14 protein-coding genes and 4 tRNA genes are annotated in these 19389 nt (G+C 68.3%); 9 read left to right on the forward strand and 9 right to left on the reverse strand.

Annotation, left to right across the window (positions count from 1 at the left end; genetic code table 11):
- The first annotated feature begins 62 nt into the window (after positions 1-62).
- The 3 genes from IE325_RS19425 (at position 63) to purM (ending at position 3535) form a co-directional block, all read left to right on the forward strand.
- Positions 63-833, forward strand: a complete 771-nt coding sequence (locus IE325_RS19425; protein ID WP_229911874.1) for an META domain-containing protein — start codon at positions 63-65, stop codon at positions 831-833.
- Positions 834-894: 61 nt separating this feature from the next.
- Positions 895-2424: an amidophosphoribosyltransferase gene (purF, locus tag IE325_RS19430; protein WP_190071198.1), complete on the forward strand. Its 1530-nt coding sequence runs from the start codon at positions 895-897 to the stop codon at positions 2422-2424.
- 34 nt (positions 2425-2458) lie between these two features.
- Entirely contained in the window at positions 2459-3535 is a 1077-nt protein-coding gene (gene purM / locus IE325_RS19435; protein ID WP_190071199.1) for a phosphoribosylformylglycinamidine cyclo-ligase, read from the forward strand.
- Between the two features lie 72 nt (positions 3536-3607).
- Here purM and IE325_RS19440 read toward each other — a convergent pair whose 3' ends face one another.
- Together IE325_RS19440 and IE325_RS19445 are read right to left on the reverse strand one after the other, a co-directional pair.
- Positions 3608-3868, reverse strand: a complete 261-nt coding sequence (locus tag IE325_RS19440) for a DUF3073 domain-containing protein (RefSeq protein ID WP_190071200.1) — start codon at positions 3866-3868, stop codon at positions 3608-3610.
- A gap of 285 nt (positions 3869-4153) precedes the next feature.
- Positions 4154-5242: a Leu/Phe/Val dehydrogenase gene (locus IE325_RS19445; RefSeq protein ID WP_190071201.1), complete on the reverse strand. Its 1089-nt coding sequence runs from the start codon at positions 5240-5242 to the stop codon at positions 4154-4156.
- Between the two features lie 222 nt (positions 5243-5464).
- Here IE325_RS19445 and IE325_RS19450 point away from each other — a divergent pair, with 222 nt between their 5' ends.
- Both IE325_RS19450 and bldC read left to right on the forward strand, forming a co-directional pair.
- Positions 5465-6307, forward strand: coding sequence for a DUF8083 family protein (locus IE325_RS19450; RefSeq protein WP_190071202.1), 843 nt, complete (start codon positions 5465-5467; stop codon positions 6305-6307).
- Positions 6308-6845: 538 nt separating this feature from the next.
- On the forward strand, positions 6846-7052 hold the full coding sequence (gene bldC / locus IE325_RS19455; RefSeq protein ID WP_003949541.1) for a developmental transcriptional regulator BldC: 207 nt from the start codon (positions 6846-6848) through the stop codon (positions 7050-7052).
- A gap of 556 nt (positions 7053-7608) precedes the next feature.
- Here the strand turns inward: bldC and IE325_RS46120 are convergent.
- The 7 genes from IE325_RS46120 to IE325_RS19485 form a co-directional block, all read right to left on the reverse strand.
- Positions 7609-7803 (reverse strand): DUF6274 family protein, encoded by a 195-nt coding sequence (locus IE325_RS46120; protein WP_229911875.1) that lies wholly within the window; start codon positions 7801-7803, stop codon positions 7609-7611.
- Between the two features lie 202 nt (positions 7804-8005).
- Positions 8006-8080, reverse strand: a tRNA-Asp gene (locus IE325_RS19460).
- A gap of 94 nt (positions 8081-8174) precedes the next feature.
- Positions 8175-12119: an ATP-dependent RNA helicase HrpA gene (gene hrpA, locus IE325_RS19465; protein WP_190071203.1), complete on the reverse strand. Its 3945-nt coding sequence runs from the start codon at positions 12117-12119 to the stop codon at positions 8175-8177.
- A gap of 109 nt (positions 12120-12228) precedes the next feature.
- Positions 12229-12302, reverse strand: a tRNA-Phe gene (locus IE325_RS19470).
- Positions 12303-12326: 24 nt separating this feature from the next.
- Positions 12327-12401: transfer RNA gene (locus IE325_RS19475), tRNA-Asp, on the reverse strand.
- A gap of 37 nt (positions 12402-12438) precedes the next feature.
- Positions 12439-12511, reverse strand: a tRNA-Glu gene (locus IE325_RS19480).
- Positions 12512-12591: 80 nt separating this feature from the next.
- Positions 12592-14154, reverse strand: coding sequence for a metallophosphoesterase family protein (locus IE325_RS19485; protein ID WP_190071204.1), 1563 nt, complete (start codon positions 14152-14154; stop codon positions 12592-12594).
- 85 nt (positions 14155-14239) lie between these two features.
- Between IE325_RS19485 and IE325_RS19490 the strand changes: the two genes are divergently transcribed.
- The 4 genes from IE325_RS19490 to IE325_RS19505 all read left to right on the forward strand — a co-directional run bounded on the left by IE325_RS19490 (position 14240) and on the right by IE325_RS19505 (position 19265).
- Entirely contained in the window at positions 14240-14590 is a 351-nt protein-coding gene (locus IE325_RS19490) for a metallopeptidase family protein (RefSeq protein ID WP_190071205.1), read from the forward strand.
- Positions 14591-14712: 122 nt separating this feature from the next.
- Positions 14713-15261 (forward strand): hypothetical protein, encoded by a 549-nt coding sequence (locus tag IE325_RS19495; protein WP_190071206.1) that lies wholly within the window; start codon positions 14713-14715, stop codon positions 15259-15261.
- 228 nt (positions 15262-15489) lie between these two features.
- Entirely contained in the window at positions 15490-17580 is a 2091-nt protein-coding gene (locus tag IE325_RS19500; RefSeq protein ID WP_190071207.1) for a DEAD/DEAH box helicase, read from the forward strand.
- A 143-nt stretch (positions 17581-17723) separates the two neighbouring features.
- Positions 17724-19265: an amino acid permease gene (locus IE325_RS19505; protein WP_190071208.1), complete on the forward strand. Its 1542-nt coding sequence runs from the start codon at positions 17724-17726 to the stop codon at positions 19263-19265.
- Positions 19266-19389 lie beyond the last annotated feature (124 nt).

Below are 19389 nucleotides of genomic sequence, written 5' to 3' on the forward strand. Positions count from 1 at the left end.
AGCACCCGTAAGCGGAACCGGTCCCGCGCCCCTCCCGTCCCACCGGCATGGACACACTCGGCATGGACACAAAGCGCCTGGCAGCCCTCGCCGTGCTCACCCTCCTCCCGCTCGCCGCCGCCTGCGGCAGCGAGGACTCGGGAAGCGGATCGGTCGGTCCCGGGGCCGCGGCCTCCGTCACCGGCGCCTACTGGACCGTGGACGACATCACCGTCGACGGCAAGAAGAGCGCCGCCCCGGACAGCGCCTATCTGCGCGTCGCCGACGGCGGCAAGGTCAAGGGCAACCTCGGCTGCAACAACTTCGGCGCCGACGCCGCCTTCGCCGACAGCCACGTCACCTTCGATCAGATGCAGTCGACCGAGATGGCCTGCGAGGGCGTCCCGGGCAGCTTCGAGCAGACCCTCGCCCGCACCCTCGTCGACGGCGACCTCTCCGCCGAGGTCGACGGCGACAAGCTCACCCTCACCACCGCGGACGGCGACCGCATCGCGCTGAGCAAGCAGGAGGCCGCCCCGCTCAAGGGCACGAAGTGGACCATCACCAGCCCCGACACCGGCGGCAAGGCCCACCTCACCATCGACGCGAAGACCGGAGCCGTCAGCGGCAGCCTCGGCTGCAACAAGGTGAAGGCCGATGCGACGATCCGCGACGGCAGTATCACCCTCGGCACCGCGTCCACCACGCGAATGATGTGCGACACCTCACTCATGAAGACGGAGAAGACCCTCCTGGGCCTCTTCGACAGCACGGTGAAATACACGATCGATCACCGCAACATCACTCTGACCAGCGAAAACGGCGAGCATGTGAACGCGACCGCCACGGAGTGATCGTTTACGGTCGCGTATCCCCAATTCGGACCAGTGGTCGATCTCGCCTACACTCGGTGGCGTGCCACGTGGTGACGGTCGACTCAATCACGATCTGCTCCCCGCCGAGAAAGGCCCCCAGGACGCGTGTGGCGTCTTCGGTGTCTGGGCTCCGGGTGAAGAGGTCGCAAAGCTCACGTACTTCGGGCTCTACGCCCTCCAGCATCGGGGCCAGGAATCCGCGGGTATCGCGGTCAGCAACGGCTCCCAGATCCTCGTCTTCAAGGACATGGGCCTCGTCTCCCAGGTCTTCGACGAGACCTCCCTCGGTTCGCTCCAGGGTCATATCGCGGTGGGCCACGCCCGCTACTCGACGACCGGCGCCTCCGTCTGGGAGAACGCGCAGCCGACGTTCCGTGCCACCGCGCACGGCTCCATCGCGCTCGGCCACAACGGCAACCTGGTCAACACCGCCCAGCTCGCCGAGATGGTCGCCGACCTGCCCAAGCAGGAGGGCGGCCGCACCCCGCGCGTCGCGGCCACCAACGACACCGACCTGCTGACCGCGCTGCTCGCGGCCCAGGTCGACGAGGACGGCAAGCCGCTGACCATCGAGGACGCGGCCCACCAGGTCCTCCCGCAGGTCAAGGGCGCCTTCTCCCTCGTCTTCATGGACGAGAACACCCTCTACGCGGCCCGTGACCCGCAGGGCATCCGCCCGCTGGTTCTCGGCCGCCTGGAGCGCGGCTGGGTCGTGGCCTCCGAGTCCGCCGCCCTCGACATCTGCGGCGCCAGCTTCGTCCGCGAGGTCGAGCCGGGCGAGTTCGTCGCCATCGACGAGAACGGCCTGCGCACCTCCCGATTCGCGGAAGCGAAGCCCAAGGGCTGTGTCTTCGAGTACGTGTATCTGGCCCGCCCCGACACCGACATCGCCGGCCGGAACGTCTACCTCTCCCGCGTGGAGATGGGCCGCAAGCTCGCCAAGGAAGCCCCGGTCGACGCCGACCTGGTCATAGCGACCCCGGAATCCGGCACTCCGGCCGCGATCGGTTACGCGGAGGCGTCCGGCATCCCCTTCGGTGCCGGTCTGGTGAAGAACGCGTATGTCGGCCGTACGTTCATCCAGCCCTCGCAGACCATCCGCCAGCTCGGCATCCGTCTGAAGCTGAACCCGCTGAAGGAAGTCATCAAGGGCAAGCGGCTGGTCGTCGTCGACGACTCGATCGTGCGCGGCAACACCCAGCGAGCGCTCGTGCGGATGCTCCGCGAGGCCGGGGCCGCCGAGGTCCACATCCGGATCTCCTCGCCGCCCGTGAAGTGGCCCTGCTTCTTCGGCATCGACTTCGCCACCCGCGCCGAGCTCATCGCCAACGGCATGTCGATCGAGGAGATCGGCACCTCGCTGGGCGCCGACTCGCTCTCGTACATCTCCATCGACGGCATGATCGAGGCGACCACCATCGCCAAGCCGAACCTCTGCCGCGCCTGCTTCGACGGCGAGTACCCGATGGACCTCCCGGACCCCGAGCTGCTCGGCAAGCAGCTCCTGGAGACCGAGCTGGCCGCCGGTCCGGCAGCCACGGCCGCGGCCGACGCGATCCGTCGCCCGTAAGCCCCGTAGAAACCAACCCGAAAGATCCCAGGCAATGTCTGAGACCACCCCTGCCACAGGTGCTTCCTACGCGGCTGCCGGCGTCGACATCGAGGCGGGCGACCGCGCGGTCGAGCTGATGAAGGAGTGGGTGAAGAAGACGCAGCGCCCCGAGGTCCTCGGCGGCCTCGGCGGTTTCGCCGGCCTCTTCGACGCCTCCGCCCTCAAGCGCTACGAGCGTCCGCTCCTCGCCTCCGCCACCGACGGTGTCGGCACCAAGGTCGATGTCGCCCGCCAGCTGGGCGTGTACGACACCATCGGCCACGACCTGGTCGCCATGGTCATGGACGACATCGTGGTGTGCGGCGCCGAGCCGCTGTTCATGACCGACTACATCTGCGTCGGCAAGGTCCACCCCGAGCGGGTCGCCGCCATCGTCAAGGGCATCGCCGAGGGCTGTGTCCTCGCCGGCTGCGCTCTGGTCGGCGGCGAGACGGCCGAGCACCCGGGCCTGCTGGGCGCGGACGACTTCGACGTCGCCGGCGCCGGTACGGGCGTCGTGGAGGCCGACCGGCTGCTGGGCCCGGATCGCATCCGTACGGGTGACACCGTGATCGCCATGGCGGCATCCGGCCTTCACTCGAACGGGTACTCGCTGGTCCGCCACGTGCTGCTCAACCAGGCCGGACTCGCCCTGGACGCGCGGATCGAGGAACTCGGCCGCACCCTCGGCGAGGAGCTGCTGGAGCCGACGAAGATCTACTCCCTGGACTGCCTGGCCCTCACCCGCACCACCGATGTGCACGCCTTCTCGCACATCACCGGCGGCGGTCTGGCCGCCAACCTGGCCCGGGTGATCCCGGACGGCCTGCACGCGACCGTCGACCGCTCCACCTGGACCCCGGCCCCGATCTTCGACCTCGTCGGCAGGACGGGTCAGGTCGAGCGCCTGGAGCTGGAGAAGACCCTGAACATGGGCGTCGGCATGATCGCGATCGTCCCGGAGGAGTCCACCGACGCGGCCCTGGCGACACTGGCCGACCGGGGTGTGGACGCATGGGTCGCCGGCGAGATCACCGACCGGGGCGAGCACACCACTGGTGCCGCCCTTGTCGGGGATTACGCAGGCTGAGACCGCGAGAGCAGCGCAAAACCCGGTCCGGCGGGGTAACCGCTCAGGACCGGGTCAGGCACTGCTGGGTAGTCAAGCGCCGCGGCGTTGTTGCGATGCGGGACCGGACTCGTCGTCCTCGTCGTCCTCGTCATCGTCGTTATAGAGATCCGCGTACTGGGCGTACGGGTCGTCTTCTTCGTCGTCGTCCTCGAACGGCTCGCCGTTCGGCGGCTGGCTCGAAGTCGAAGCGCCCAGCTCGTTGGCCAGACGCGACAGGTCAGTCCCGCCGCTGTTGTACTTCAGCTGGCGGGCGACCTTCGTCTGCTTGGCCTTGGCCCGGCCGCGCCCCATGGCTCGACCCCCTCGGTGACGGGGCTCGACGGCCCCAGAGTCTTGACACGCGTTCATGATCTAGAACGGGCTCTCCTCGGAGAGACCGGTCCGTAGGGCTTCCACGGTACCTGAGCCCGCGCCCATACGGTACGTCGCCCGCAGCACGCGCGTCTGCCCAAGACCCTCGAGGTGCCCTGTCCTCGCTGGTCAACCGCGATTTTAACCACTTCTTGGCAGCCGACCCGCCGACGAGAGTGAGAGTTCTCTCTAAGAGCCCGTCGACGGGTCCCTGCCAAACCCGGGTCAGTGACCTCCGCGTGCCTCCGCCATCCGCTGCTCGGCGATCCGGTCGGCCGCGGCGGCCGGCGGAATGCCATCCGTCTTCGCACGTGCGAATATGGCGAGCGTGGTGTCGTAGATCTTCGCGGCCTTCGCCTTGCACCGGTCGAAGTCGAAGCCGTGCAGTTCGTCGGCGACCTGGATGACACCGCCGGCGTTCACCACGTAGTCGGGCGCGTAGAGGATCCCGCGGTCGGCGAGGTCCTTCTCGACGCCGGGGTGTTCCAGCTGGTTGTTGGCGGCGCCGCAGACGATCTTCGCGGTCAGCGCGGGCACGGTGTCGTCGTTCAGGGCGCCGCCGAGCGCGCAGGGGGCGTAGATGTCGAGGCCCTCGACGCGGATCAGGGTCGCGGTGTCGGCGACGGCCGTGACGCCGTCCGGGTGCGCGGCGAGGATGCGGCCGACGGCCTCCTCGCGGACGTCCGTGATGACGACCTCGGCGCCCTCCGCGCGCAGGTGCTCCACCAGGTGGTGGCCGACCTTGCCGACGCCCGCGATGCCGACCTTGCGGCCGCGCAGCGACGGGTCGCCCCACAGGTGCTGGGCGGAGGCGCGCATGCCCTGGTAGACGCCGAAGGCGGTGAGCACGGAGGAGTCGCCGGCGCCGCCGTTCTCGGGGGAGCGCCCGGTCGTCCAGCGGCACTCGCGGGCCACGACGTCCATGTCGGCGACGTACGTACCGACGTCGCAGGCGGTGACGTAGCGGCCGCCCAGCGAGGCCACGAAGCGGCCGTAGGCGAGCAGCAGCTCCTCGCTCTTGATCTTCTCCGGGTCGCCGATGATCACGGCCTTGCCGCCGCCGTGGTCGAGCCCGGCCATGGCGTTCTTGTAGGACATCCCGCGCGCGAGGTTCAGGGCGTCGGCGACGGCCTCTTCCTCGGTGGCGTACGGATAGAAGCGCGTGCCGCCGAGGGCGGGGCCCAGGGCGGTGGAGTGGATGGCGATGACGGCCTTGAGGCCGCTGGCGCGGTCCTGGCAGAGCACGACCTGCTCATGACCCCCCTGGTCCGAGTGGAACAGGGTGTGCAGGACGCCGTGTGTTACGTCGGTCACTGTGGTGACTCCTGAGTACGGTGCGGCGGTTGGAGCGAGCTCCCATACGGGTGGTGGGGGCTGTTGGGGATGAGATTAGACCCGTGGGCGCCCGTCCCACCCGCAGTGCTCAGGATCATCCACCGCCGGGGTACGTCCGTGCGACGATTTGCATAGTTTTCCCGCCGGTTTGTCATCCGGTTTCGCAGGTTTCCCTGGCAGACGGCGGGGGAGGGAGCAGGCGTGCCCAAGGTGTCCTCGGTGATCGTCCCGTACGCGACCTATCTGCGGGTGTACGAACCACTGGCGGCCTTCCCGGAGCCGGAGCGGGGCCACTGGGCCCGTTACGCCCGCCGCTCCGACCGCCCCTCGTACCAGGACGAACTGCGCCGTTCCCTGGCGGACTTGCTGCCCACCCCGCCTGTCCCGGTGCCGGTACACGAGAGCGGCGACGCCTTTGTGCTGGAGATCGACGGGGTGCTGTGCGTGTGCCCGTGGCGCACCCGGCTGCGCGGCTGGCAGGCGCTCGGGGAGCTGCCCGGTGAGCTGCCGAGGCCGGTCCTGGAGGCGGTGCTGCCGGAGGTCGTACGGCGCCAGGCGGCCCAGGACTACGAGCGCTGGCTGGCCCGCAACCCGGACGCCCGGCCGTGGATCCGCACCTCGACCTGGCAGGTGCCGCTGCACTGGTTCGTGCTGGTGTCGGACGAGGAGCGGTGGTTCGACAAGGGCTCGGGCGAGGCCGCGCCGACGCTGCGCTACCGCACGCCCATGGTGCAGGCCCGGCGGCGGGTGGCGCGGGCCCTGCGGACGCTGAAGGACGCCATCGACGAAGGGCCCCTCATCGACGGCCTGGTGGACGTCGGGCGCTGGCTGGAGGAGTTCCACCCGCGCTCACAGGTCGAGCTGGACTACGGCGGTCTCGTGCACACCCTGCCGGCCGGTGAGCTGGAGGACGACCACTCGGCGGCCGATGTGGCCGACGGCATCGAGGCGCTGCGGCAGGGCGACGGCGTGGGGGCCGGGGAGGCCTACGCGCGGCTCGTGGAGCGGTGGCGGTCGGTACGGGACCGGCGTTCGGCGAACTGAGCGAGCCGAGTTCGCGCCGGGCGAACTGGCGTTTGACGGGGCGCCCGTTTTGGGGTTTCGTGCTCGTTCTGGGGTTCTTGATGTCTCGTCAACATGGGACGTAGGACCCGATCCGGGCGTAAGTATCAAGGGTGTGTCAACAACCGCAAGCGTGACGGAATGCACGTACGCGGCCCTTGCATCCCTAACCCCCCCTCGTGCCAAAATAGGACAAGGAGTCCGGGGAGGACTCCATCTCGACATTGCACGCTTTGGGGGGTCTTGAGACTCCTGCACGCCACTGTGACTGATCGTCACAGTGGCGTGACTGTCCGCTATGGCATGGTCCATCGGCTTCCGTCGCTGATGGACACCTGGGAGGGCAATTCCATCGGTTTGGCCGACGCGGCTGGACAGATGGTGTAGTTGTAGTGCCGAGGACAAGCCGTTCGTCCTATAACCGACTCGACCCGCGTCGACCATTTCGGGCAACGCGGGTCAAGGTGCAGAATTTAGAGGAAAGAACCGAGAAGGTTCGGTTCTCCCGAGGAGGCCGCTCATGACCGCTCGCACCCCTGATGCCGAGCCGCTGCTGACCCCGGCTGAGGTCGCCACGATGTTCCGCGTCGACCCCAAGACGGTCACGCGGTGGGCGAAGGCCGGGAAGCTTACTTCCATCCGTACGCTCGGCGGTCATCGCCGTTACCGCGAGGCTGAGGTCCGCGCTCTGCTCGCGGGCATCCCGCAGCAGCGCAGCGAAGCCTGAACAACTCCATAACCGGGCAAAACGGCAGTTCCCCCAACTCGCCGTGGCGCCCGGACCCTAGCTCCAAGCGACGCGGGTTCTGCCCCAACGGAACCCCCGCCCGAGCCGAACAGAGCTCTTCAGGCACGCAACAAGGGTGCGTCGTGGATCGCGCTGGACTCCGCCGAGTCCAGCGCGATCTTTTTTGTGCGCGGAGTGTGCGCCGGCGGGGGACCTGTGAGCGCCCTTGTCGGACTCTGGGGAGGGCTGTCGGATCTCCTGTGGGCTCACTCTGTGTGTTCGATGCGTGTGAGCTGCGTGCGTGCCCGGTGTGTGCCGGAAGTGTGCCGGATGGGGCCCGCAACCCGCCCGGAAGGTGGTGCAATTGCACATATTAAATTGACCAGTTGTAGGAGAGGGGTAAGTGCTACTCAGCCGGAAACTTATACGGTGACACCCGTCACATGCCGGGGTGCTTGTTGCCTCTGGCCTATGTACGCTAATGAGCCGCGAGTGATCCATTGGCCCACGGTGGGGCGGGAGTTGGCGCCGAGCCCACGCTCGTGATCCACATGGCTCACGCGATCGACGCCGCCTCGTCCTCGACGACCTCGTCCGGGACAGGCCGGTAGCTGCGCGTGCCCGGGTCCATCGCGAGCCTCAGCAGCCGGTGGCATATCGGGCAGTGCCGCGTGAGATGTCGGTAGGGAGCGGCAGCCGACAGATGCGCACGAAGCAGAGCTCGCGTCTCATGCCTAGCCGATGCCGCCATACGCCACCTCCAGGGGTCACACGGAGAAGTGCCCTGATTTCTGGGTACCGAGCGAATGTGACGCCGTCAAGGCGGCCTGCGGGCGACGGGGCGTGAAAAGGCGCGTATCCCTTGAGGTGCGAGCCTGCGGTGGTGGGTGGGGCGAAGCGCGGGCATGAAGAAGGGCCCGCACCCTCTCGGATGCGAGCCCCAACCTTCACTGCGGTCCTGACGGGATTTGAACCCGCGGCCTCCACCTTGACAGGGTGGCGAGCACTCCAAACTGCTCCACAGGACCAGGTTTCGCGGCGCTATTCGTGCGTTGCGCTGCGAGAAGAGACTGTACAGGAGGGTGAGCCCCGGGGTCGAACTCACCCAGCGTGCAGGGGCCGTTACGGCGCCAGCGCGTCGATCGCCTTCACGATCCGCTTGTCGGAGATCGGGTACGCGGTGCCGAGCGCGTGGGCGAAATAGCTGACGCGGAGCTCCTCCAGCATCCAGCGGACGTCCAGCACCTGCTGCGGCACCGGACGCCCCTGCGGCATCTGCTCCAGCAGCCAGGCGTACTCGTCCCGCATCTCGTGGACCTTCTCCATACGCGTCGTGTCCCGCTGGACGTTCGTCGGCATCTGCTGCAGCCGACGGTCCACCGCGATCAGGTACCGCATCAGATCGGGCAGCCGCCGCAGCCCCGCCTCCGTCACGAAACCGGGCTTCACAAGGCCGTCCAGCTGCCCCCGTACATCCGCCAGGTTCGCCAGCAGCACAGCGCTGCGTACGCCCTTCAGACGGCGCTCCGCGGCCTGCCACGCGGACAGCACCTGCTGCACCTGGCCCACCGCACGGACCGTCGTGTCGACGATCTCGGCGCGCACCTTCTCATACAGCTTGCGATACGACTCCTCGTCCCACGCCGGCCCCCCGAAGTCCCCGATCAGCTTGTCCGCCGCCGCCATCGCGCAGTCGTCGAACAGGCCCTGGATCGAACCGTGGGGGTTGGCGGACAGGGCGAGCTTCTGGGCGTTCGTCAGGTGGTCGCTCGCGAATTTCGCCGGGTTGACCGGGATGTTGCGCAGGATGAGACGACGCGTGCCCTTCCACATCGCCTGCGCCTGCTCCGCCTCCGTGTCGAAGAGCCGTACGGACACCGTGTCGCCGTCGTCCACCAGCGCCGGATACGCCTTCACCGGCTGACCGGCCCGGCGGGTCTCGAAGACACGGGTGAGCGAACCGATGGTCCAGTCGGTCAGACCCTTGCGCTCCAGGGACTCCCCGCCCTCACGGGAGGCGGTGGCCGCCGCGGCCTGGGAGAGAGCCTTGCGCGCTTTCGGCTTCAGCTGGAGCTTCAGGGCCTCCAGATCCTTGTCCTCGGCCAGCTTGCGGCGCCGCTCGTCGACGATACGGAACGTGATCCGCAGATGGTCGGGGACCTTCGGCCACTCGAAGTCGTCCGCCTCGAACGGCACGCCCACCATGCGCTTCAGCTCACGGGCCATCGTCACCGTCAGCGGCTCCTGCAAAGGGACCGCCGTGTCCAGGAAACGCTTCGCGAAATTCGGCGCCGGCACGTAATGCCGGCGGATCGGCTTCGGGAGGGAACGGATCAGCTCCGTCACCAACTCCTCCCGTAGACCCGGGATCTGCCAGTCGAAGCCCTCGTCCGTGACCTGGTTGAGAACCTGGAGCGGGATGTGGACGGTGACCCCGTCGGCATCCGCACCCGGCTCGAACTGGTACGTCACCCGGAACTTGAGCTGCCCCTGCCGCCACGAGTCCGGATAGTCGGCCTTCGTCACCGCCTCCGCCGACTCCCGGATGAGCATCTCGCGCTCGAAGTCCAGGAACTCCGGCTCCTCGTGCCGCTTGCGCTTCCACCACGAGTCGAAGTGCGCGCCGGAGACGACATGCTCCGGCACCCGGGCGTCGTAGAAGTCGAACAGCGTCTCGTCGTCGACGACGATGTCCCGGCGCCGCGCCCGGTGTTCGAGCTCCTCCACCTCGCTCAGCAGCTTGCGGTTGTCCGCGAAGAACTTGTGGTGCGTGCGCCAGTCGCCCTCCACCAGCGCGTTACGGATGAACAGCTCGCGACTGACCTCGGCATCGATCCGCCCGTAGTTCACCTTCCGCTGGGCGACGATCGGAACGCCGTACAGCGTGACCTTCTCGTACGCCATCACCGCCGCCTGGTCCTTCTCCCAGTGCGGTTCGCTGTACGTCCGCTTCAGGAGGTGTCCGGCGAGGGGTTCCACCCACTCGGGTTCGATCTTCGCGTTGACGCGAGCCCAGAGACGCGAGGTCTCGACGAGCTCCGCGGACATCACGAACCGCGGGGGCTTCTTGAAGAGGGCCGAGCCCGGGAAGATCGCGAACTTGGCGTTCCGCGCGCCCAGATACTCGTTCTTCGCCCCGTCCTTCACATCCTTCATCCCGATGTGGGAGAGCAGGCCCGCCAGGAGGGACACATGCACACGGTCGGCGGGGGCATCGTCCTCGCCGAGATGGATACCCATCTGCTTGGCGACCGTACGCAACTGCGTGTAGATGTCCTGCCATTCGCGAATGCGCAGGAAATTCAGATACTCCTGCTTGCACATCCGGCGGAAGGAAGAAGACCCCCGCTCACGCTGCTGCTCCCGGACATAACGCCACAGGTTCAGATACGCGAGGAAGTCACTCGTCTCGTCCTTGAACCGGGCGTGCTGCTGATCCGCCTGCGCCTGCTTGTCGGCCGGCCGCTCCCGCGGATCCTGGATCGACAGCGCCGCCGCTATGACCATGACCTCACGGACACAGCCGTTCTTGTCGGCCTCCAGCACCATGCGCGCCAGCCGCGGGTCGACGGGCAGCTGGGCCAGCTTGCGGCCGGTGTCCGTGAGCCGCTTGCGAACGTCCTTCTCGGCCGGGTTCAGCGCACCGAGCTCCTGCAGCAGCTGCACACCGTCACGGATATTGCGATGGTCCGGCGGATCGATGAACGGGAACTTCTCGATGTCGCCCAGCCCGGCCGCGGTCATCTGGAGGATGACGGAGGCGAGATTCGTACGAAGGATCTCGGCGTCCGTGAACTCGGACCGCCCGACGAAGTCGTCCTCGGAGTAAAGCCGAATACAGATGCCGTCACTCGTACGGCCACAGCGGCCCTTGCGCTGGTTGGCACTGGCCTGCGAGACCGGCTCGATGGGGAGCCGCTGCACCTTGGTGCGATGGCTGTACCGGCTGATCCGGGCGAAGCCGGGGTCGATGACGTACTTGATACCGGGGACCGTCAGGGACGTCTCGGCGACATTGGTCGCCAGAACGATCCTGCGACCGGTGTGGGGCTGGAAGACGCGATGCTGCTCGGCATGGGAGAGACGCGCGTAAAGAGGCAGCACCTCGGTGAACCGGTAATTCCTCTTCACCAGCGCGTCAGCGGTGTCCCGGATCTCCCGCTCACCGGAGAGAAAGACAAGGATGTCGCCCTTGCCCTCACCCTGAAGCTCCTCGACGGCATCACAGATCGCGGTGATCTGATCGCGGTCGGCGTCATCACCGTCCTCCTCCAGAAGCGGGCGATACCGCACCTCCACCGGATACGTCCGCCCACTGACCTCGACGATCGGCGCGTCCCCGAAATGCCGCGAGAAACGCTCGGGATCAATGGTCGCCGAAGTGATGACCACCTTCAGATCCGGCCGCTTCGGCAGCAACTGCGCCAGATACCCGAGCAGGAAGTCGATGTTGAGAGACCGCTCATGCGCCTCGTCGATGATGATCGTGTCGTAGGCGCGCAGCTCACGGTCGGTCTGGATCTCGGCCAGCAGGATGCCGTCCGTCATCAACTTGATGAAGGTGCCGTCGGGATTCACCTGGTCGGTGAACCGCACCTTCCAGCCCACCGACTCACCGAGCGGCGTATCCAACTCCTCAGCCACCCGCTCGGCGACCGTACGCGCGGCGATACGCCGAGGCTGCGTATGCCCGATCATCCCCCGGACCCCGCGCCCCAGCTCCAGACAGATCTTCGGAATCTGCGTGGTCTTACCGGACCCCGTCTCACCAGCGACGATCACCACCTGGTGATCACGGATGGCCGCCGCGATCTCGTCCTTCTTCTGGCTGACCGGCAACTGCTCGGGATACGACACGACCGGAAGCCGCGTACGCCGGGCAGCGATCCGCTCCTCCCCCTTGGCGACCTCCACCTCGATCTCCGCGAGCACAGCGGCCCGCGCCTCCGGCTTACGGATCTTGCGAGCACCCTCAAGCCGCCGACCGAGCCGGTGCGCATCACGCAACGACAGCTCGTTCAGACGGGGGGCCAGAGGACCGAGGGCGGGGGCGGAGTGCGTAGACATACGGACCCCAGGATCTCATCCCGACGAAATCCATGGCGAACGCTTTTGCAGCGCCCGGCTCTCCGGACACACGAGAACCCCCGTCGATCACCCGACGGGGGTTCACCTGTGGCTGGGGCCGGGGTCGAACCGGCGACCTATCGCTTTTCAGGCGATCGCTCGTACCAACTGAGCTACCCAGCCGCGAGGCTTCTCTCGAAGCCTCAGCGGTCCTGACGGGATTTGAACCCGCGGCCTCCACCTTGACAGGGTGGCGAGCACTCCAAACTGCTCCACAGGACCATGCGATGCGTACGACAGTGTCGCACACCGTACTGCGTGCCCCCAACGGGATTCGAACCCGTGCTACCGCCTTGAAAGGGCGGCGTCCTAGGCCGCTAGACGATGAGGGCTATCGGCCCGCCTGGGCGCCTCTCAGCGCGTCGGGGACGTGAGAAGCATATGGGATGGCGGGAGGTATCGCCAAAACGGTTTACGGGGAGGGGCTGGGTGGGGGAGTCGGGGAGCCGGTGGCGCCTGGCTGGTTCTCCTCGACCAGGTGGCGGCGTACCTCTGCCGTGGTCAGGCCCAGGCCGCCGAGTTCGATCTCGTCCCAGGCCTGGAGGCGGTGGGTGGCTCGGTCGAAGTAGAGGACCGAGGTCTGGATGGGGTCGGGGTGTTCGCCCTCTACGGCGCGTAGGCCGCTGCCGCCCGTGGAGCCTTCGATGCGGAGCCTGGTGCCGTAGGGCATGACTTCCATCTCCTGGTGGTGGATGTGGCCGGCGAGGGCGAGGGGGACTTCGCCGTCCGTCTGGCGGGCCGCTACCGGTTCGTGGGCCACGGCGACGTCGACCGGGGTGTCGGCGGCGTGCTGGTCGCGCAGGGAGGTGGCGAGGCGGGCGCCCGCGAGTTCGTTGGCCGCGTCGCCGCCGGGGATCGTCGTGCGGTCGGGGGTGAACTGGGGGTCGCCGATGCCGGCGAAGCGGAGGCCGGCGATGGTGGCCGCCTTGCCGTTGTCCAGGACGTGGACGTTCTTCAGGCCCTCCATGTAGCGCTGGGTGAGTTTGGAGTCGTGGTTGCCTCGGACCCAGACGTAGGGCGCGCCCAGGTCCTCGATCGGGTCCAGGAAGCCGTTCTCCGCCGCCGTGCCGTGGTCCATCGTGTCGCCGGAGTCGACGATGACGTTGACCTTGTACTGGTCGACGAGCGAGGCGATGATCTTCCAGCTCGCCGGGTTGAGGTGGATGTCGGAGACGTGCAGGACGCGGATCGTCGACGGGTCGGGTGTGTAGGCGGGGAGTGTGGAGGTGGCGTCGTAGAGCTTGGTCACGTTGGTGACGAGGCGGGCCAACTCCTTTTGGTAGACGTCGAATTCGGTGACGATGCTGCGGGCGTTGCCGACGAGGGACGGGGCGGAGGAGAGCAGGCCGGAGAACTTTGGTTCCAGGACCGACTCCGGGTTCCAGGTGGCGTATGCCGTGCCGCCTGACGCTGCCAGGAGGGTCAGGGCCAGGCCGCCTGCGGCCAGTGCGCGGCGGGGGCGGCGGTAGATCGCGAGGCCGAGGGCCGCGGCGCCGGTGACGACGGCGACGCAGCTGCGTACGGCGAGGTCCTGGGTGCCGTGGGCGACGTCGTGGGCGACTTCGTCCTGGAGGCCGGAGAGGCGTTCGGGGTGGTCGACCAGGGCTTGGGCGCGTGCGGGGTCGAGTTGGTCGACGTTGACGTCCAGGCGGACGGGCGCGATGTGGCTGTCCAGGGTGAGGGCGCCCAGCGGGGAGACGTTGATCTTGGTGCCGCCGGTGAGGGAGGGGCGCAGGGTCATGGTGGTGTTCATGGGGCCGACCGGGGCGCGTACGTTGCCGACGATGAGGAGGCCGAGCCAGGCGCCGAGGAGGACGACGGTGAGCAGGCCGAGGGCGCGTGTCCAGGGGTGGGGCTGGGTGACCAGTTCCAGCGTGGGGAGCGGGCGGCGGGTGGTGTAGCGGCGGGCCAGGGCGCGTGGTGCCCTGGGCAGGTGGCCCAGAAGCTTCATGACTGCGGCGCGGACGCGGGTCATTGATCCCGTATGCCCAAGTGCGGCGGTGGGTATGCGGGGCTGTTCGCGGCTCCTTGCGGGGTGTGTCGTACCCGACAATGGGGCTGTGCTGGAGATGACGCGCGAGGAGTTCGAGGAACTGGTCGCCGAGGCGCTGGACCGGATTCCGCAGGAGTTGACGCGGTTGATGGACAACGTCGCGGTGTTCGTCGAGGACGAGCCGCCGGCGGACGATCCGGAGCTGCTCGGGTTGTACGAGGGGACTCCGCTGACGGATCGCGGTGAGTGGTACGCGGGGGTGCTGCCGGATCGGATCACGATCTACCGGGGGCCGACGCTGCGGATGTGCGAGTCGCGGGAGGAGGTCGTCGAGGAGACCGAGGTGACGGTGGTGCATGAGATCGCGCATCACTTCGGGATCGATGACGAGCGGTTGCACGCGCTCGGTTACGGGTGAGTCGGGCGCTGTTACGGCTGTTACGCGCCTGCGGCCGGGCTGTGTCATGGGGCGCGTGTCCTCTTGTGGGCGGCGGGAGTTGGGCAGGTTGACTTCTTCGCCCGCCACTGGAGGTGGCCACCGTGCGCCCCTTGTACGTACCCGTCCGTCTGGCCGCCACGGTCATGGCCGTCGCCGCTGCCGCCGGTTGTATGAGCGTGGGTGAGGACGGTGGTGACGGGAGCGTGAAGCCGTCGCATTCCTCCGGGCAGCGGGGTGGTGAGGCGCCCGATGGAGGGTCGGCGGTGTCGGGTGGCGGTTCCGGGTACGGGGCGCACGCGGATGACGGTGGGCGGGGCAAGGCGAAGGGGAAGGGCGCGGAGAAGGACGGGAAGGGGGGCGGGGGGTCGGCGTCTCCTTCGGTTCCCGCTTCCTCGGACGTGAGTGCGTCCGCTCCGGCGGGGGGTGGGCGGCCGCAGAAGCCGGGGAGTACGGGGAAGCCGGGGCCCACTCCTACGGCCGAGCCGACTCCGACGCGTACGGTGGAGCCGGAGCCGACGCTCACCGAGGAGCCGCCGTCGTCCGCCACGCCGACGCCCACGGAGGCCGAGCCGTCGTCGTCCGCGCATGAGGAGACGGGGCCGCAGCTGGGGCAGCGGGAGCCGGCGCCGGCCGCGGGGGCACCGGCGTGACCAGGGGCGAGTGACGTTGCCTACACCGGCTTCGGTCGATTTGCCTTGGGGGGCCGGGGGTGCGTATGGTGGTAGATCGTTTGATCCCATTTGCCCGGCGCCACTGCAGAGCGCGCCGTGTGGCGCGTTCTCTCCCTTGCCGTGGCTGACCGCATTGAGGCGGTCGTATTGCGAATCACGGAGTTGACGGGCGCGTGCCGACGAGACTCCGGAAGGTTTCGCTTACGCATGTCCATTTCCAGTCCTGACCAGGTCGTCGTGCCCGAGAACGAGGGTGCCGAAGAGACCGCTCCCGAGATCACCTTCGCCGATCTCGGTCTCCCCGAAGGCGTTGTGCGCAAGCTCGCGCAGAACGGTGTGACGACCCCCTTCCCGATCCAGGCCGCGACCATCCCGGACGCCCTGGCCGGCAAGGACATCCTGGGCCGTGGCCGTACCGGCTCCGGCAAGACGCTGTCGTTCGGTCTGCCGACGCTGGCGCGTCTGTCCGGCGGCCGTACCGAGAAGCACAAGCCGCGCGCCGTCATCCTCACCCCGACCCGTGAGCTCGCGATGCAGGTCGCGGACGCGCTCCAGCCCTACGGCGACCAGCTCGGCCTGAAGATGAAGGTCGTGTGCGGCGGTACGTCCATGGGGAACCAGATCTACGCCCTCGAGCGGGGTGTGGATGTGCTGGTGGCGACCCCGGGTCGGCTCCGCGACATCATCAACCGCGGCGCCTGCTCCCTGGAGGACGTCGAGGTCGCCGTGCTCGACGAGGCCGACCAGATGTCCGACCTGGGCTTCCTGCCCGAGGTCACCGAGCTGCTTGACCAGGTTCCGGCGGGCGGTCAGCGGATGCTCTTCTCGGCCACGATGGAGAACGAGATCTCCACGCTGGTCAAGCGCTACCTGGTCGACCCGGTCTCGCACGAGGTCGACGCCGCGCAGGGCGCCGTGACGACCATGTCGCACCACATCCTGATCGTGAAGCCCAAGGACAAGGCGCCGGTCACCGCCGCGATCGCCTCCCGCAAGGGCCGCACCATCATCTTCGTCCGCACCCAGCTGGGCGCCGACCGTGTCGCCGAGCAGCTGCGTGACGCCGGTGCCAAGGCGGACGCGCTGCACGGCGGTATGACGCAGGGGGCCCGGACCCGGACCCTCGCGGACTTCAAGGACGGGTACGTCAATGTCCTCGTCGCCACCGATGTCGCCGCGCGCGGTATCCACGTCGACGGCATCGACCTCGTCCTGAACGTGGACCCGGCCGGTGACCACAAGGACTACCTGCACCGGGCGGGCCGTACGGCTCGTGCGGGCCGCACCGGCACGGTCGTGTCGCTGTCGCTTCCGCATCAGCGCCGGCAGATCTTCCGGCTGATGGAGGACGCGGGCGTCGACGCCTCGCGCCACATCATCCAGGGCGGCAACGCCTTCGACCCGGAGGTCGCCGAGATCACCGGCGCCCGTTCGATGACCGAGGTGCAGGCCGAGTCGGCGGGCAACGCCGCGCAGCAGGCCGAGCGTGAGGTCGCCCAGCTGACCAAGCAGCTGGAGCGGGCGCAGCGGCGTGCCGTGGAGCTGCGTGAGGAGTCCGACCGGCTCGTCGCGCGTGCGGCGCGTGAGCGGGGCGATGACCCGGAGGCGGCGGTTGCCGAGGCGCAGGCCGCGGCGGTCGAGGCCGTCGAGGTGGCCGTGCCCGAGCAGCCGGTGGCGCAGGACGTGGACCGGGCCGAGGCTCCGGCGTCGTACGAGCGTCGTGAGCGTCGGGACAACGACCGTGGTGGCTTCCGTCGTGACGAGCGTCGTGATGACCGTGGTGGGCGTTCGTTCGATCGTGATCGCGGTGGGTTCAACCGTGACCGTGGTGGCGACCGTGGGTTCGAGCGTCGTGACAACGACCGTGGTGGCTTCCGTCGCGATGAGCGTCGTGATGACCGTGGTGGGCGTTCGTTCGATCGTGATCGCGGTGGGTTCAACCGTGACCGTGGTGGCGACCGTGGGTTCGAGCGTCGCGACAACGACCGTGGCGGCTTCCGTCGTGACGAGCGTCGTGATGACCGTGGTGGCCGTTCCTTCGAGCGTCGCGACAACGACCGTGGCGGCTTCCGTCGTGACGACCGTCCGGCGGGCCGTTCCTTCGAGCGGCGTGACGAGCGTGGCGGTCACCGTGGCAGCGACCGTCCCTTCAACCGCGACCGCCGTGACGACCGTCCCGGCTTCCGCGCCGGTGGCCACGACCGCCCGTACGGCCGTCGTGACGACCACCGCGGCACCGGCGGCTCGTCCTCCTTCGGTCGCCGTGACGACAAGCCGCGCTGGAAGCGCAACGGCTGACGTCTGCTGAGCTGAATCGGAAGGGCCCGTACGACTCGGTCGTACGGGCCCTTTTTCGTGCAGGTTCCAACAGGTTGCAGCAGGGGCATTTTTAGCCATGCTGTGATGTGTGTCACGTCCCCGGGGAGGGAATCGCTGGGGACATGACAGATGACGCCATAGCGAGTGGGCTGTCTGATGAGCAACGGCTGGCCCAGCTCGGCTACACGCAGGTTCTCGCCCGCCGCATGTCGGCGTTCTCCAACTACGCGGTCTCCTTCACGATCATCTCGGTCCTGTCGGGCTGTCTGACGCTCTATCTGTTCGGCATGAACACGGGCGGCCCGGCGGTGATCATGTGGGGCTGGGTGGCGGTGGGTTTGATGACCCTGTTCGTCGGGCTCTCCATGGCCGAGATCTGCTCGGCGTACCCGACCTCCGCCGGCCTGTACTTCTGGGCCCACCGCTTGGCGCCACCCCGTACGGCCGCCGCCTGGGCGTGGTTCACGGGTTGGTTCAACGTGCTGGGCCAGGTGGCGGTGACGGCGGGCATCGACTTCGGCGCCGCGTCGTTCCTGGGCGCGTATCTGAACCTGCAGTTCGACTTCGAGGTGACGCCGGGGCGGACGATCCTGCTCTTCGCGGGCATCCTGCTGCTGCACGGCCTGCTGAACACCTTCGGCGTGCGCATCGTCGCGCTGCTCAACAGCATCAGCGTGTGGTGGCACGTGCTGGGCGTCGCCGTGATCGTCGGCGCGCTGGCCTTCGTACCGGACCGCCATCAGTCCGCGTCCTTCGTCTTCGGCGAGTTCGTGAACAACACGGGCTGGGGCAGCGGGGTGTACGTCGTCCTGATCGGGCTCCTGATGGCCCAGTACACCTTCACCGGCTACGACGCCTCGGCCCATATGACGGAGGAGACCCACGACGCGTCGACGGCGGGCCCGAAGGGCATCGTGCGGTCGATCTGGACGTCATGGATAGCGGGCTTCGTGCTCCTCCTCGGCTTCACCTTCGCCATCCAGTCGTACGAGGGTGCGCGGACGTCCCCGACGGGCGCGCCGCCGGCCCAGATCCTCCTCGACGCACTGGGCGCGACGGCGGGCAAGCTGCTCCTGCTGGTCGTCATCGGGGCGCAGCTGTTCTGCGGGATGGCGTCGGTGACGGCCAACAGCCGCATGATCTACGCCTTTTCACGCGACGGCGCCCTGCCCTTCTCACGGGTGTGGCACACGGTCAGCCCACGCACCCGCACCCCGGTCGCCGCGGTGTGGCTGGCGGCGGGCGGGGCGCTCGTACTCGGCCTGCCCTACCTGATCAACGTCACCGCGTACGCGGCGGTGACGTCGATCGCCGTCATCGGCCTGTACATCGCGTACGTCATTCCGACGCTGCTGCGGGTGCGGAAGGGGGACGCGTTCGAGCGGGGGCCGTGGCATCTGGGCCGCTGGTCGGGGGTGGTGGGCGTCGTCGCCGTGGCGTGGGTCGGCGTGATCACGGTGCTGTTCATGCTGCCGCAGGTCTCCCCGGTGACCTGGGAGACCTTCAACTACGCGCCCATCGCCGTCCTGGTCGTCCTCGGCTTCGCCTGGACCTGGTGGCTGGCTTCGGCTCGGCATTGGTTCCTCAATCCTGAGCATGAGCGGACGCTGGCTCGGGAGGCGGCGCGGGCGGGGGCGGGGGCGGCTGAGCCTGTGGATCCGTAGTGGTGGCTCGGCGCGCGGGCCGGGCCTTTCCGCCCCTGTCCGCCCCCACCGCCACCGCTGACGTGGCCGTGACCCCGATACCCGATCGGAGACTCGGCCACGTCCGGCTATGCTCGGGGAGGCA

Origin of the sequence: Streptomyces lanatus, from assembly GCF_014655715.1 — a bacterium.
Taxonomy (GTDB): Bacteria; Actinomycetota; Actinomycetes; order Streptomycetales; family Streptomycetaceae; genus Streptomyces; species Streptomyces lanatus.

Bases quoted from the DNA above. Each gene is read 5' to 3' on its own strand.
- IE325_RS19425 (WP_229911874.1), top strand. From the start codon at position 63: ATGGACACAAAGCGCCTGGCAGCCCTCGCCGTGCTCACCCTCCTCCCG.
- IE325_RS19440 (WP_190071200.1), bottom strand. From the start codon at position 3,868: ATGGGGCGCGGCCGGGCCAAGGCCAAGCAGACGAAGGTCGCCCGCCAG.
- purM (WP_190071199.1), top strand. From the start codon at position 2,459: ATGTCTGAGACCACCCCTGCCACAGGTGCTTCCTACGCGGCTGCCGGC.
- IE325_RS46120 (WP_229911875.1), bottom strand. From the start codon at position 7,803: ATGGCGGCATCGGCTAGGCATGAGACGCGAGCTCTGCTTCGTGCGCAT.
- IE325_RS19485 (WP_190071204.1), bottom strand. From the start codon at position 14,154: ATGACCCGCGTCCGCGCCGCAGTCATGAAGCTTCTGGGCCACCTGCCC.
- IE325_RS19500 (WP_190071207.1), top strand. From the start codon at position 15,490: ATGTCCATTTCCAGTCCTGACCAGGTCGTCGTGCCCGAGAACGAGGGT.
- hrpA (WP_190071203.1), bottom strand. From the start codon at position 12,119: ATGTCTACGCACTCCGCCCCCGCCCTCGGTCCTCTGGCCCCCCGTCTG.
- bldC (WP_003949541.1), top strand. From the start codon at position 6,846: ATGACCGCTCGCACCCCTGATGCCGAGCCGCTGCTGACCCCGGCTGAG.
- IE325_RS19505 (WP_190071208.1), top strand. From the start codon at position 17,724: ATGACAGATGACGCCATAGCGAGTGGGCTGTCTGATGAGCAACGGCTG.